Annotated in this window: 13 protein-coding genes, 1 tRNA gene and 1 pseudogene; 11 read left to right on the forward strand and 4 right to left on the reverse strand. The window is 48.4% G+C overall.

Annotated features, from left to right (window positions below):
- Nucleotides 1-4 precede the first annotated feature (4 nt).
- The 4 genes from HRU73_RS04305 to HRU73_RS04320 are packed head-to-tail and all read left to right on the forward strand — an operon-like array spanning nucleotide 5 to nucleotide 3887.
- Nucleotides 5-1234: a CDP-alcohol phosphatidyltransferase family protein gene (locus HRU73_RS04305; RefSeq protein ID WP_287399605.1), complete on the forward strand. Its 1230-nt coding sequence runs from the start codon at nucleotides 5-7 to the stop codon at nucleotides 1232-1234.
- On the forward strand, nucleotides 1206-2207 hold the full coding sequence (locus HRU73_RS04310) for a diacylglycerol kinase family protein (protein WP_050731298.1): 1002 nt from the start codon (nucleotides 1206-1208) through the stop codon (nucleotides 2205-2207). Before HRU73_RS04305 ends, HRU73_RS04310 begins: the two co-directional genes overlap by 29 nt.
- A gap of 14 nt (nucleotides 2208-2221) precedes the next feature.
- Nucleotides 2222-3187 carry a hypothetical protein gene (locus HRU73_RS04315; RefSeq protein WP_287399607.1) on the forward strand — a complete coding sequence of 322 codons (966 nt, stop codon included), beginning with the start codon at nucleotides 2222-2224 and terminating at the stop codon, nucleotides 3185-3187.
- Nucleotides 3188-3239: 52 nt separating this feature from the next.
- Nucleotides 3240-3887, forward strand: a complete 648-nt coding sequence (locus tag HRU73_RS04320; RefSeq protein WP_011111418.1) for a DUF2959 domain-containing protein — start codon at nucleotides 3240-3242, stop codon at nucleotides 3885-3887.
- 17 nt (nucleotides 3888-3904) lie between these two features.
- On the opposite strand, the gene HRU73_RS04325 is transcribed toward HRU73_RS04320, so the two are convergent.
- Nucleotides 3905-4360 (reverse strand): DciA family protein, encoded by a 456-nt coding sequence (locus tag HRU73_RS04325; RefSeq protein ID WP_287399609.1) that lies wholly within the window; start codon nucleotides 4358-4360, stop codon nucleotides 3905-3907.
- 517 nt (nucleotides 4361-4877) lie between these two features.
- Between HRU73_RS04325 and secA the strand changes: the two genes are divergently transcribed.
- The 7 genes from secA (at nucleotide 4878) to HRU73_RS04360 (ending at nucleotide 11511) form a co-directional block, all read left to right on the forward strand.
- The gene (secA, locus tag HRU73_RS04330; protein ID WP_287399610.1) at nucleotides 4878-7607 is read left to right on the forward strand and encodes a preprotein translocase subunit SecA; all 2730 of its coding nucleotides are present in this window, start codon (nucleotides 4878-4880) and stop codon (nucleotides 7605-7607) included.
- Between the two features lie 176 nt (nucleotides 7608-7783).
- Nucleotides 7784-8389 (forward strand): ubiquinol-cytochrome c reductase iron-sulfur subunit, encoded by a 606-nt coding sequence (petA, locus tag HRU73_RS04335; protein ID WP_011111421.1) that lies wholly within the window; start codon nucleotides 7784-7786, stop codon nucleotides 8387-8389.
- 1 nt (nucleotide 8390) lies between these two features.
- Nucleotides 8391-9638 (forward strand): cytochrome b, encoded by a 1248-nt coding sequence (locus HRU73_RS04340; RefSeq protein ID WP_011111422.1) that lies wholly within the window; start codon nucleotides 8391-8393, stop codon nucleotides 9636-9638.
- On the forward strand, nucleotides 9635-10339 hold the full coding sequence (locus HRU73_RS04345) for a cytochrome c1 (protein ID WP_011111423.1): 705 nt from the start codon (nucleotides 9635-9637) through the stop codon (nucleotides 10337-10339). The genes HRU73_RS04340 and HRU73_RS04345 overlap by 4 nt, the downstream gene beginning before the upstream one ends.
- A 48-nt stretch (nucleotides 10340-10387) precedes the next feature.
- Nucleotides 10388-10987 carry a glutathione S-transferase N-terminal domain-containing protein gene (locus tag HRU73_RS04350; RefSeq protein WP_011111424.1) on the forward strand — a complete coding sequence of 200 codons (600 nt, stop codon included), beginning with the start codon at nucleotides 10388-10390 and terminating at the stop codon, nucleotides 10985-10987.
- Nucleotides 10984-11418, forward strand: coding sequence for a ClpXP protease specificity-enhancing factor (locus tag HRU73_RS04355; RefSeq protein ID WP_011111425.1), 435 nt, complete (start codon nucleotides 10984-10986; stop codon nucleotides 11416-11418). The genes HRU73_RS04350 and HRU73_RS04355 overlap by 4 nt, the downstream gene beginning before the upstream one ends.
- Before the next feature lie 17 nt (nucleotides 11419-11435).
- Nucleotides 11436-11511: transfer RNA gene (locus tag HRU73_RS04360), tRNA-Thr, on the forward strand.
- A gap of 207 nt (nucleotides 11512-11718) precedes the next feature.
- Here the strand turns inward: HRU73_RS04360 and HRU73_RS13385 are convergent.
- From HRU73_RS13385 to HRU73_RS04375, 3 genes and pseudogenes are all read right to left on the reverse strand, one after another.
- Nucleotides 11719-11853 (reverse strand): type II toxin-antitoxin system PemK/MazF family toxin, encoded by a 135-nt coding sequence (locus HRU73_RS13385; protein ID WP_307777396.1) that lies wholly within the window; start codon nucleotides 11851-11853, stop codon nucleotides 11719-11721.
- Nucleotides 11854-11871: 18 nt separating this feature from the next.
- On the reverse strand, nucleotides 11872-12108 hold the full coding sequence (gene mazE, locus HRU73_RS04370; RefSeq protein ID WP_502709313.1) for a type II toxin-antitoxin system MazE family antitoxin: 237 nt from the start codon (nucleotides 12106-12108) through the stop codon (nucleotides 11872-11874).
- A 317-nt stretch (nucleotides 12109-12425) separates the two neighbouring features.
- Nucleotides 12426-13468: pseudogene (locus HRU73_RS04375) on the reverse strand (IS481 family transposase).
- Between the last annotated feature and the right edge of the window lie 84 nt (nucleotides 13469-13552).

Genomic DNA, 13552 nt, shown 5'->3' on the forward strand with positions numbered 1-13552 from the left:
GAATATGACTACTGCTTTCTTCGTTCACATTATCGGCAACAGTAAAACCAGTCTGTGGGGGATGGATGGACGTACGCGCCTCGAGCGGATGCTGGGAACGATCAAGACGGTTGCAGTGGTGAAAGAGGTATCACAATTGACCGAAACGGATCCCGTGTTGCTGCTGCGTGCTGACTATCTGTTCGATAGCAGAGTGATCAGTGCGCTGATGGCATTGCATGAACCGGCCGTGTTCGTGGCTCCTCTGGATGAGACTCCGGTTGCGATTCTGATTGACGGGAAAAATGCCGCTGCGATGTGTGAAGTACTGAACGAAAAAAGACCGGCATCTGACGATCTTCCCGTTCGTACCTTGAAAGACCTCCCGATTCAGGTACAGCAGAATCTGAAGAAGAAGGATCCGCCCTATGTATTGCCGATTCGGCGTTGTAACCAGGCCGAGCTTGAATCAGAGCTGTTTACCGCATCCTATAAGGGTGTAACCGATCTGGTCACCAAATGGCTATGGCCCTGGCCGGCGTTTATGGTAACGCGCCTGTGTGTTCGACTGGGTCTGAAGCCCAATCATGTGACGCTGCTCAGTCTGGTTCTGGCGGTGCTGGCAGGCGTGGCATTCTGGTATGGCGCGTTTGGTATCGGCCTGATCATGGCGTGGCTGATGACTTTTCTGGACACGGTCGATGGCAAGCTGGCGCGTGTCACGCTGACATCAAGCAAGCTGGGCGATGTGCTGGATCACGGTCTGGATATCATTCATCCGCCGTTGTGGTATCTGGCCTGGGGGGTGGGCCTCATGGCCACCGCCACACCTGTAGCCGATCTCGAATTGCTGGTCTGGTTGATGTTCATTGGCTATGTGGGGGGCCGTCTTTGTGAAGGCGCTTTCCAGTTCTGGCTGGCATCTTTTGATATTTTCATCTGGCGTAAAGTCGATTCGTTCCATCGTTTGATTACTGCACGACGCAATCCGAATCTGATCTTGCTGACTGCCGGCTGGATGGCAGATCGGCCGGATATCGGATTTATCTTGGTTGTATTGTGGCATCTGCTTTCAACTCTGTTTCTCGCTTACAGATTGTTCGCTGCCTGGCAAAGCCGGTCACAGGATGGTGTGCTTCATTCCTGGATGGAGAACATCGATCCCGTTCGGGACAGGCAGCAGCTTGCCGTCAGGATATTTACCCGATTACCTTTTCCCCAACGGTATGTCAATCCCGCCGCAGATAACGAGTAACCCGGCGGTGGATCTGATCCCTGCCAGGATTGGCCTGATTTACAACCCGCTGGGAGGCTGGTTTCGCAAGCATACTGCGCGGATGCAGAGTCTTCTGGCAACATTACCGGAAATCAGACAGATTCAGGCAACCGATCAGATCGAGTTTGAACGTGCTGTCACTGTCGTAGTTGAAGCGAAGATCGGGTGGCTGATCGTTGTGGGGGGAGATGGCACTCTGCAAGGGGTAATGAGTTGTCTGTTTGAGTGCCTGCCACCGGATAGGTGGCCGGAAATCACCATCGTGCCCGCTGGAACGACCAACATGACCGCACTGGATCTGGGAATGAATGGGCAAGCCGAGCAGATTTTGTCCAGAATCAGGCAACATCTGCAACGACCCGGTGACATGAAACAGGTACGAAGACCAGTGCTGCGTATCGAGCAGACCGGTATGAGGAATGTGTATGGAATGATGCTTGGTCTCGGCCTGATTGCGCGTGGCGTAAAATTTTCACGCAGTCAGATCAAGCAACTGGGAATGACCGGTAATATTTTTACTGTCGTGATCGTATTGCGTTCGCTAATAGGCATGTTTCTGGGGCGCCCGCAAGCCGAATGGGCTCCGGTACGTGTTGCCCAAATAGATGAAACAGGGGTATTGAGCGAGAAAGTGTATCTGTTCGCACTCATCAGCGCGCTGGAGAAGTTATTGCTTGGTATTCGCCCCTATTGGGGGCAGGAACCGGCACCGCTGCATGCAACATTTATCGGGCAACACAGTCGGCGGTTCTGGCGCGCTATCTGGCCCCTGATCGCAGGGCGTGGTCACCATTTGCAGAAGGAAGACGGCTATACCAGCTATAACACGGCTTCGATCGAGCTGTGGCTGGATGATGAATATATCGTGGATGGTGAGCTCTACTATGCTTCCAGCCGGAATGGTCCGCTGAAAATCACAGCCGATGGCCCGATTCTGTTCCGCATTTTATGAAAAAAGGAATATGAATGGGTACCGCTGATTTACCAAATATTCCTGATCTTCTGATACAGGAAATTGCAATTCAGGATGCCCGACCTGTACATCCGGCATTTCAGGTTTTTACCGATGCATTGAGACAGCGTTTCGGAGAGGCACTGGATGCAGTCGTTTTATATGGCTCCTGTCTGCATACTTCTGATCTGACTGAGGGTATTGCCGATTTTTATGTGCTGGTCAGTGATTACCGGCTGGCTTATTCCGGTCGTCTGCTGGCCGGTTTGAATGCCTGGCTGCCGCCGAATGTCTTTTATCTGGAAGTTCCCGCTGCAGCCGGTGTGATGCGTGCAAAGTATGCGGTTATTTCGACGGCAGACTTTGAACGTGGCGCCCGGCAGTGGTTTCATCCTTATATCTGGGCACGTTTTGCACAGCCGGCCAGATTGCTTTATGCCCGCGACGATCAGACCGGGAAGCGTGTTCATACTGCGCAGGCGAGTGCCGTACTCAAATTCATCAGTACGACGCTGCCTGTACTTGAATCCGGACCCAGTGACTTGGAGATGATCTGGGCATCCGGTTTGATGCTGACTTATGCCGCCGAGCTGCGTGCAGAGCGTGAAGCGCGCGCGCGTCATCTGGTGCGGATTGATCCGGAAATTTACAGCCGGTTGACTGCGGCGGCCACGCCTGCCTTGAGTCCGCTGCTGAGTTTACAGGCTGACGGACGATATCATATCGGGCCGATCACACCACTGAAAAGGTTGAGTGCACGTATCCACTGGCGTTTGCGGCGCTGGCAGGGCCGAGTGCTGTCGATTCTGCGGTTGAGCAAGGCGACGATGACTTTCCGGGACTGTCTGGATTATGCTGCCTGGAAAATTGAACGCCATACTGGCATCAAAGTGGAAATTACGCCTATGCTGAGGCGTCATCCGATTCTCTGGGGTTATAAAGTCATGTGGCAATTACTGCGGCGTGGTGTGTTGCGCTGAGCGGATGCAATATCCGGGTATTTGCCGGGAAATTCATTGGGGAGTGACGATCATGAAGTATTCAATCCGGTTCTTCGCCGTGATTTTTGCGATTTTCCTAACGGCCTGTTCCACCATGTATTACAGTGGACTCGAAAAAATCGGTATCCCGAAGCGGGATGTGCTGGTTTATCGGGTGGAGAAAGCAAGAGATACGCAGGAAGAAACCCGAGAGCAATTCAAATCTGCTCTGGAGCAGTTTTCTGCTGCTACCAATTTCAAAGGAGGGGATCTTGAGGGGATTTATAAAAAACTGAACGGTGAGTATGAGGCGAGTGTGAACAAAGCAAAAGAAGTCAGAAGTCGTATCGAGGATATCGAAAACGTCTCAGCTGCATTATTCAGAGAGTGGGAGCAGGAAATCACGCAATATTCAAATCCGGCGTTGAAACGGAGCAGTCAGGACAGGCTGACTGAGACCAGGTCGTATTACAAACAGCTCATTGCGGCCATGAAAAACGCAGAATCGAGGATACAGCCCGTATTGACCGTTTTCAACGATCAGGTCATGTACCTCAAGCATAATCTCAATGCGCGGGCAATCGCCTCATTGAAAGGTGAATTGAAAACATTGCAATCGAATGTTTCGACTCTGGTTGCTGCAATGGAAAAATCCATCAACGAAGCCAATACATTTATCAGCAATATGGAGAAAAACTAGGCAGTAACTGCTTATGGCTATTTGCGGCGGCTGTTCGCCAGCAAAGCTGCGAGAGAAGACTGAAGTGGAGATCCTGCCGGCAGTGAGTCGGATAGCCTGTCCAGATGTTCGATTGCAGTCTGACTCAGTGAACGTGTGATTTCGCGAATGTTTCCGGATTCCAGGGAATGTAACTGTGGTTGGATGGAAAACCTGATACTCTCAACCTTGACGCCAGCATTGTTCATTTTTTGCCGGATCGATGGGGCAAGGTGGCGTAACCGGGTGGCGGTGATGCCATTACCCGCATAAATGACCAGGAGCCCGTCAGCGGTATACTGACCCACTGTACACTGATTTCTCAATTGGAAAGGAACGGCATTCAGCAGATGTTTTTGTACTTGTGCAAGATGCTCTGCTCTGGCAAATAACCGGCCATAATCGGGTGTGTTACCAAGAGCTGCCAGAAAGTTGTTCAGATTGAGGATGGGCACGTTGCTTCACCTTTTGGGGTCGTATGAATTCGAATGATGCAAACAGGAAATCAAGGTGTTGTTCGGACAGATTTCAGGGTAAAAAGTTTGCAGGAAAGCGGGTACCGTGGAGTCTGGTGCGACGTGAATCTGATATCGAGACGGCTTTTGTCTGTTCTGTTTACCATTTCGATTATGGTAGTATGACCGGGTTTTGCTATCCTGACAACGGGGCAAGTTGCAGCAGCAAGTGTTCATCCTGGCTGCGAAGTGTTAACTGGTAAACAAAAAATGCATACTATCCGCACTTCGCACATTACATTATTGAGTGCGCTGAACCCAAAGACATAATGTTGTATCACTCATCTCTTGTACAGACGCATTCACTCGTATCATTGACAGTGTTTTCCAGATCGGGCCGCAAGCCGGCTCACAAACAGCAGCCTCCAGTATTCTTCTGTTATGAAATGGATCAAATCCGGCAGATGATCTGTAATACAGTACGTTTCTACATTAATAGACAAACAACTAATTTCCCATGCTGAGTAACTTACTAAAGAGTATTTTTGGCAGCCGTAACGACCGGCTGATAAAACAGTATTTGAAGATCGTTCGCACCATCAATGAGCTGGAAGCCGCGATTTCGCCACTGTCAGATGAGGAACTGCGCGCCAAGACAAGTGAGTTCAAACAGCGTGTCGCAAACGGAGAGAAGCTGGATCAGTTGTTGCCCGAAGCATTTGCCGTGGTCAGGGAAGCGGGAAAGCGTGTGCTGGGTATGCGCCATTTCGATGTACAGTTGATCGGTGGCATGGTTCTGCATGAAGGAAAAATTGCCGAGATGCGTACCGGTGAGGGAAAAACGCTGATGGCGACGTTGCCGACCTATCTGAATGCACTATCGGGCAAAGGAGTGCATATCGTTACGGTCAATGATTATCTGGCAAAGCGTGATGCGGAATGGATGGGGCAGATTTACCGCTTTCTCGGGCTGACTGTCGGCGTGGTGCTGTCACAAATGCCTCATGAGGAAAAACAGGCCGCTTATGCCGCAGATATAACCTACGGCACGAACAATGAATATGGCTTTGATTATCTGCGTGACAATATGGTGGGACATAGCGCGGAACGGGTACAGCGCGTGCTGAATTTTGCAATTGTGGATGAGGTCGATTCGATTCTGATTGATGAAGCTCGCACGCCGCTCATTATTTCCGGTATGGCTGAGGGTGATACCGAAATCTATAAACGTATCGATACATTGATTCCCGGGTTGACCCGGCAGGAGGATGAAAAAAGTCCCGGTGATTACAGTGTGGATGAAAAAACTCAGCAGGTATTGCTGAGCGAGGAAGGATTCGAGCATGCCGAAAAATTGCTGAGTGAAGCGGGTTTGCTGTCTGCCGGATCCAGTCTGTATGATCCGATGAATGTCAGTCTGATTCATCATCTCAATGCTGCATTGCGTGCGCGGGCACTGTACAACCGTGATCAGCATTACGTCGTACAGAATGGCGAAGTTATTATCGTTGACGAGTTTACGGGCCGTCTGATGCCGGGAAGGCGATGGTCAGAAGGTTTGCACCAGGCCGTTGAAGCCAAGGAAAACGTTCCGATTCAGAAAGAAAACCAGACTCTGGCATCCATTACCTTCCAGAATTATTTCCGGATGTATGAAAAACTTGCCGGCATGACCGGTACTGCCGATACGGAAGCATTCGAGTTCCAACAGATTTACGGACTGGAGACAGTCGTGATTCCTACCCATCGCCCAATGACACGGGAAGATCGTATGGATCAGGTTTTTCGTACACCTCAGGAAAAGTATCAGGCAATCATTGCAGATATCAAGGATTGTTACGAGCGTAAACAGCCTGTTCTGGTGGGAACGACCTCAATCGAAAATAATGAATTGCTTGCAGCTCTTCTGACAAAGGAGAAATTGCCTCATCAGGTGCTCAATGCCAAACAGCATGCCAGAGAAGCCGATATCATTGCTCAGGCGGGGCAGCCAAAGATGGTGACCATCGCGACCAATATGGCTGGTCGGGGAACGGACATCGTCCTGGGTGGAAATCCGGAGCAGGAGATCAACCGTATCCGGGCAGATGAAACGCTCGATGAAGCCGCCAAAAGTAAAAAAATAGAAGAAATTCATCAGGCGTGGCAGGCCAGACATGATGAAGTGATCAAATTGGGCGGGTTACATATTATCGGTACCGAACGGCATGAATCACGCCGGATCGATAATCAGCTGCGCGGACGTGCCGGTCGGCAGGGGGATCCGGGTTCCAGTCGTTTTTATTTGTCTCTGGAGGATCCGCTCTTGCGTATTTTTTCTTCGGACAGAGTCGCGAATATCATGACGCGCCTCAAAATGCCGGAAGGAGAAGCAATCGAGCATCCTTGGGTGACACGTGCGATAGAAAATGCCCAGAGAAAGGTTGAAGCCCGAAATTTTGATATCCGCAAGCAGTTGCTGGAATACGATGATGTGGCCAACGATCAGCGCAAGGTGATTTACCAGCAGCGCAGCGAACTGCTGGATGCTGAGCAGGGTGTTTCAGAAACGATCAGCGCTATTCGTGAGAGCGTGATACATCAGCTCATCGATCGTTATATTCCTGAACAGAGTATCGAAGAACAGTGGGATATTCCGGGGCTGGAAAAAGCACTGGCCAGCGAATTTCATCTGCAAATTCCTCTCCAGAAATGGCTGGAGGAAGATAGTGAGCTGCATGAAGAAAATCTGCATGAGCGTATCATAGAGCTGGTGGATACGAGCTATCTGAACAAGGTTGAACAGGTGGGTGCGCCTATCATGCATCAATATGAGCGGATGATCATGCTGCACAGTATAGATACACACTGGCGTGAGCACCTGGCTGCACTGGATCATTTGCGGCAGGGGATCCATTTGCGCGGCTATGCACAGCAGAATCCCAAACAGGAGTATAAACGGGAGGCTTTTGAGTTGTTCACCAGTATGCTCGATGCCATTAAAGCCGATGTAACAAAAATTCTCATGACGGTACAGATTCGCAGTGAACAGCAGGTTGAATCAGTTGCGGAAACATCAGCACTCAGAAATCTGGAATACCATCATGATACTCACAGTGAACTGGCGGAAGAGCAGCCACCAGTAGCAGAAAATCGCGAGAACAAGCAGCAGCCATTTGTCCGTAAAAATGAGAAAGTCGGGCGGAATGATCCCTGTCCTTGCGGGTCAGGCAAAAAATACAAGCAATGTCATGGTAAATTGAACTAGTTTGTGTAAGCTTGGCAATCAATCTATCTCAGTGGACACAGACTGTGCTAGAATGGCCCCCCTTATAGGATTACCACTTTGAGAACTGACGTTCTCAAGTATTGATTTTGTTTTTGGTTTGTTAATTAAGTGCGTTGCTGGTTGACGGGAAATTAATGAAATGGAATTGTTAGAAAATGACAGATAGTGGCGATAACGGAAAAATGAGCGGGCGCCGCCGCTTTTTACTGGTGGCTACTTCGGTTGCTGGTGCGGTTGCTGGTGCGGGTGTGGCGACACCCTTTTTACGCAGCATGATGCCAAGTGAGCGTGCCAAAGCTGCAGGAGCACCGGTCGAAGTGGATATCAGCAAGCTGGAGCCGGGTATGTTGTTAACAGCTGAGTGGCGGGGAAAGGTTGTCTGGGTACTCAAGCGCACCCCTGAAATGCTGGATAACCTGGAAAAATTGAATAGCCAGCTGGCTGACCCTGATTCACAGCGGGATCAGCAGCCTCCTTATGCGCAGAACCATACAAGATCGATCAAACCTGAGATATTGGTCGTTTTGGGAGTTTGTACTCATCTGGGATGTTCACCTGTATATCGAAAAGATATCGCACCTGCTGATTTGGGTTCGGACTGGCTGGGAGGGTTCTTCTGCCCTTGTCACGGATCCAAATTCGATTTGGCCGGGCGTGTCTACAAGAGTGTTCCCGCCCCTTCCAATCTGGTAGTACCTCCTTATACCTATTTGAGTGACAACCGGCTTTTGGTCGGTTCAGACAGTAAAGAGTCCGCCTAAAATGAGTAAACAGCAAAATTCAATGATGGAATGGATAGACAAGCGCTTTCCTTTGACAATCACCTGGAAAGCGCATCTGTCCGAGTATTACGCTCCCAAGAATTTCAACTTCTGGTATTACTTTGGGTCACTGGCACTGCTTGTGCTGGTCAACCAGCTGCTGACAGGTATTTTTCTGACCATGAATTACAAACCTGATGCGGGAATGGCATTTGCATCAGTCGAGTACATCATGCGTGATGTGGATTTTGGATGGTTGATCCGGTACATGCATTCGACAGGGGCTTCCATGTTTTTCGTGGTGGTTTACCTGCACATGTTCCGCGGGATGATGTATGGATCTTACCGGAAGCCACGTGAATTGCTGTGGCTGATCGGGATGGCCATCTTCTTCGTACTGATGAGCATGGCGTTTACTGGATACATTCTTCCATGGGGACAGATGTCCTATTGGGGAGCGCAGGTGATTGTCAGTATGTTTGGAGCGATACCGGTTATCGGAGATACGCTTTCAAACTGGATTCTTGGCGATTTCATGTTGTCGGATGCAGCTTTGAACCGGTTTTTTGCTTACCATGTGGTTACATTGCCGGTATTGATCGTCGTGCTGGTGTTCGTGCATATCATTGCTTTACATGAAACTGGTTCCAACAACCCGGATGGTATCGAAATCAAAGCTAACAAAGATCCGCATACCGGATTGCCGGTCGATGGCATACCGTTTCATCCGTATTACACGGTCAAGGATATTTTTGGAGTGGTCGGGTTTCTGATCGTATTCTGCGGAATCATTTTCTTTGCACCGGAGATGGGCGGGTATTTCCTGGAAGACAACAACTTTATTCCAGCCAATCCTTTACATACTCCCGATCATATTGCACCGGTATGGTATTTCACACCGTATTATTCGATGCTGCGTGCAGTTACGGTAAATTTCCTGGGGGTGGATGCCAAGTTATGGGGCGTGATTCTGATGGCAGCATCAGTAGTCATATTCTGTTTTCTGCCCTGGCTCGATCGCAGCCCGGTTAAATCGATCCGCTATAAGGGTCCATATTTCAAATTTGCGCTGACCCTCTTTGTGATTAGCTTTTTTGTTCTTGGATGGCTGGGTACTAAGTCTCCAACCCCGCTGTATACATTGCTGGCACAAATTTTTACTGTAATTTATTTTGCTTTCTTCCTCCTGATGCCGTGGTACAGCAAAATAGACAAAACTAAACCAGAACCGAAGAATGTAACAAAATGAGAATGATAAAATTTTTACTGCTGGCCATATTGTTGGCTCCGTTTGTCGCACATTCTTCCGGTCAGGAAGTTAAGTTGGACAAAGCTCCTATAGACAGAGCTGATAAGGAATCTCTGCAGCGCGGGGCCAAAGGTTTCGTGGAATACTGTCTCACTTGCCACGGTGCCAATTTCATGCGTTTTAACCGCCATCATGATATCGGGATGAGTGAGGATGATATTCGTGCTGATCTTATCCATACCGGGCAAAAGACGGGTGATCTCATGGAAGCAGCAATGAGGAAGAAAGAGGCTGAGGGATGGTTTGGTGTGGTACCTCCCGATCTATCCGTCATTGCTCGAGCTCGTGGAGCGGATTGGCTGTACACCTACTTGCGTACTTTTTATCAGGATACTTCAACCTATAGTGGCTGGAACAACCTGATTTTTGACAAAGTTGCCATGCCCCATGTCCTGCACCATTTACAGGGATGGCAGGTGCTCGAACCCGGGACCGGAAATCTGGTGCAAACAAAACCAGGTACGATGACCAAAGAGGAATACGATAGATTCGTGGCCGATTTGGTGAATTATATGGTTTACCTGGGTGAACCGCATGCACCTTATCGTAGGGAACTTGGAATTACTGTGCTGTTGTTCCTGTTTGGTATGCTGGGACTAACCTATCTACTCAAGAAAGAATACTGGAGAGATATACATTGAGCTCCTCAAAGTCAGTTTCTGTATAACCAGTTTCGTCTGACAGAAGCTATGATGACATTGTATTCAACGGCAACTTGCCCTTTCAGTCACCGGTGCCGTATCGTATTGCACGAAAAGGATATGGATTTTCAGGTTATTGATGTTGATCCCAACAACATACCTGAGGATATTGCTGTAATCAGTTCTTACAGTAAAGTACCCATTCTGGTCGAAAGAGATCTCGTACTGTACGAAGCAAACATCATCAACGAGTATATTGATGATCGTTTCCCGCATCCGCAACTCATGCCTGCGGAGCCGGTGATGCGAGCTCGTGCAAGACTATTGCTGCACCGGTTCGAGAAAGAGCTTTTCTGCCATATAGAATCTCTGGAACAGGGAGATCATAAAACAGCAGATAAAGCACGTGCGGAGATAGCGGACGGGCTGACAATGATCGCTCCTATCTTCGAGAAGCAGAAATACATGCTTGGGGATGAATACACCATGCTGGATGTGGCGATTGCTCCCTTGTTATGGCGACTTGATCACTATGGTGTCAAGCTGCCAAAGCAGGCGGCACCATTGCTGAAATATGCCGAGCGGCTTTTCAGTAGACCCTTGTTTATTGATGCATTGACTCCATCTGAGAAGTTGATGCGTAAATGAGCGACGTTTCTTCAATCAAGCCTTATTTAATACGTGCAGTACACCAGTGGTGTACCGACAACATGAACTGCCCGCATGTTTCGGTACTGGAGAGCGGTTGCTCGGGTATTCCTGCCGAATTATTCAAGGATGGAGAAATAATACTCAATATAAGTTACCAGGCAACAAGTGACTTGCTGATCGATAATGAAACGATTCAATTTGTAGCACGCTTTAACGGAGTATCAAGGAAAGTCGAGATTATGATTGGAGCGGTGATTGCCATATTTGCCAGAGAATCAGGTCAGGGGCTTACTTTTACTCCGGAGATCAGTAAAACAGCTGTTGCTGATAAACAGGAAGGTGACGTGGATCACGCTGTTTCACAGGATAGCCAGGTTTTATCCATTGAAGGTAAACGGGGTAAACCTTCTCTGAAAATCATAAAGTAGTTCGATTCTTTCCATTTGCCGGCATAGCTCAGTTGGTAGAGCAGCTGATTTGTAATCAGAAGGTCGCGAGTTCAATTCTTGCTGCCGGCACCATTAAATCAATAGGTTACAATATTACTTTCTGATTCGGATTCTTATCTGCCCCCAGAAACGTAACTATTAGTGGAATTCACCGCTCGTTTCTTCCGCATATCTGGCCAGATGGCGCTGGAAAAATGAGCGTATTGCCTTACCATATCTGCCGACTCCCAACCCTCCAGTTCCTGCAGTGCGTCCAGATTTACTGCAAAAGGCCAAGGTTTATGCTTGAGGGAGCAAAGGGGCAACTATTAATGTTCTGGATTGAATGTTAACCAAGTCACTCTGGATTATTACACATGGCCTCAGTTTTCTTGTTTCTACACCTTTCGTCGGCTCAAGATCAACCCAGTAAATATATCCAGTTGCTTGAAATCAGTCATTAATTAATTCTGACAGCGTACTGTCCCATGCCTGTAATTCTTCCTGATAGCTTGTATCCTCTGCCTCTTCCTGATTTACTTTGCGCAAAGCTGCCTGAAGGAAATTTTTGTGTTCCTGTTTTAAGAGCTGATTAATGTAGGCGCTGTGATTGTTGCTTGCCACATTATTCAAAAAAGCAAAAGTTTCATCATCGAGTGTAATAGTTACTCTATGTGTTTGCCGATGCAGAGGTTAAAGCCGTACATTGATCTGCTATTGGTGTATTCGGTGCACTGGATGCTGAAGTAGTTTCTTGTGCAACATAAAGGAGCAGGAAGAAATCCCGGACGATTAGGGGTGGGTAGAGAGACCGCCCGGGATGAGAAGGGTGAGATTGCATGGAGAGAATGATTAATAATGAGAAGCAATCTCGTTGATGATGCTAATGATATGGATGATGGAAGTCAAGTGTCTTTATATAAATTGGTTGTGAAATTTTTTCATTTGTAGTAGTTGAGATCTGATCTGACAGTTACCCGATTTGACGAGTGCCTGTTAGATCAGATTCAGTTATTCAATTCGGTAATTTTATCGTCCCATATCTCCTTTGCGTCAATTAAAGTTTGCATCGGGGTGCGTCCACAGCACATTTTTCCCTGGTGAGTCCGCACACTGTTGTAGTACGCCATCCAATCATCCAGATCGTGTTGTAACTCTTCAATGGACTGGTAAATCTTGCGCCGGAATGTCACCTGGTAGAACTCCTGCAAGATGGTTTTGTGAAAGCGTTCGCAAATACCGTTGGTCTGCGGATGATTGGCTTTCGTTTTGGAATGTTCGATGTCATTGAGTGCCAGATAAAGCTGGTAATCATGATTTTCCGGCTTGCCGCAATATTCGGTACCGCGGTCGGTCAGAATGCGAATAATGCCCATACTCTGTTCAGCAAAGAACGGCAGTACCCGGTCATTGAGCATATCAGCTGATGTAATTGGTGTTTTGTTGGTATACAGCTTCGCTGCTGCCCACTTGGAATAAGTGTCGACGAAGGTTTGCTGGTAAATTCGTCCCACACCTTTGAGGGTACCGACGTAAAAGGTATCCTGACTACCGAGATACCCGGGGTGAGCCGTCTCAATTTCGCCTTGAGCAACATCATCTTCCTGCTTCTTCTCCAATGCTTGCACCTGTGCTTCGGTCAGCACTGCCCCAGTCTCAGCAATATGTTTCTCCAAGGCTGACAGACGCTTCTTGAACGATTCCAGATTCTGGCGCAGCCATACCGAACGGACACCAGACGGAGAAACAAAATTCCATGCTTACGCAGTTCGTTGGAAACACGAACCTGACCAAAAGCCGGTTGCTCCAGAGCAAAGGCCAGGATCGCTGCTTCCGTCGCTTCTTCTACACGGTTCTTGATATTGGGCTTACGTCGGTTTGCATCTATCAGAGCTTCAACACCTCCTGTTTCCACAGCTGCCTGATAGCGATAGAAAGTATCGCGAGAAAAACCCATCACCTTACAGGCACGGGATACATTGCCAAGCTCAGCTGCCAGATTAAGCAAGCCAATCTTGTGTTTAATGATTTTATGATGAACACTGCTCATGGGATTACTCCTTTACGCTTTCGCGTTTGGTTGATAAAGATTCGCACCTCTATCAAACCGGGTAATCCCACCTCTTGGCAAGAC

It is taken from the genome of Nitrosomonas sp. H1_AOB3 (assembly GCF_015709435.1).
GTDB lineage: Bacteria > Pseudomonadota > Gammaproteobacteria > Burkholderiales > Nitrosomonadaceae > Nitrosomonas > Nitrosomonas europaea.

What these genes read in the sequence shown, in the direction of transcription:
- HRU73_RS04305 (WP_287399605.1), top strand. Translation starts at nt 5, where the DNA reads ATGACTACTGCTTTCTTCGTTCACATTATCGGCAACAGTAAAACCAGT.
- HRU73_RS04310 (WP_050731298.1), top strand. Translation starts at nt 1,206, where the DNA reads ATGTCAATCCCGCCGCAGATAACGAGTAACCCGGCGGTGGATCTGATC.
- HRU73_RS04315 (WP_287399607.1), top strand. Translation starts at nt 2,222, where the DNA reads ATGGGTACCGCTGATTTACCAAATATTCCTGATCTTCTGATACAGGAA.
- HRU73_RS04320 (WP_011111418.1), top strand. Translation starts at nt 3,240, where the DNA reads ATGAAGTATTCAATCCGGTTCTTCGCCGTGATTTTTGCGATTTTCCTA.
- secA (WP_287399610.1), top strand. Translation starts at nt 4,878, where the DNA reads ATGCTGAGTAACTTACTAAAGAGTATTTTTGGCAGCCGTAACGACCGG.
- petA (WP_011111421.1), top strand. Translation starts at nt 7,784, where the DNA reads ATGACAGATAGTGGCGATAACGGAAAAATGAGCGGGCGCCGCCGCTTT.
- HRU73_RS04340 (WP_011111422.1), top strand. Translation starts at nt 8,391, where the DNA reads ATGAGTAAACAGCAAAATTCAATGATGGAATGGATAGACAAGCGCTTT.
- HRU73_RS04345 (WP_011111423.1), top strand. Translation starts at nt 9,635, where the DNA reads ATGAGAATGATAAAATTTTTACTGCTGGCCATATTGTTGGCTCCGTTT.
- HRU73_RS04350 (WP_011111424.1), top strand. Translation starts at nt 10,388, where the DNA reads ATGATGACATTGTATTCAACGGCAACTTGCCCTTTCAGTCACCGGTGC.
- HRU73_RS04355 (WP_011111425.1), top strand. Translation starts at nt 10,984, where the DNA reads ATGAGCGACGTTTCTTCAATCAAGCCTTATTTAATACGTGCAGTACAC.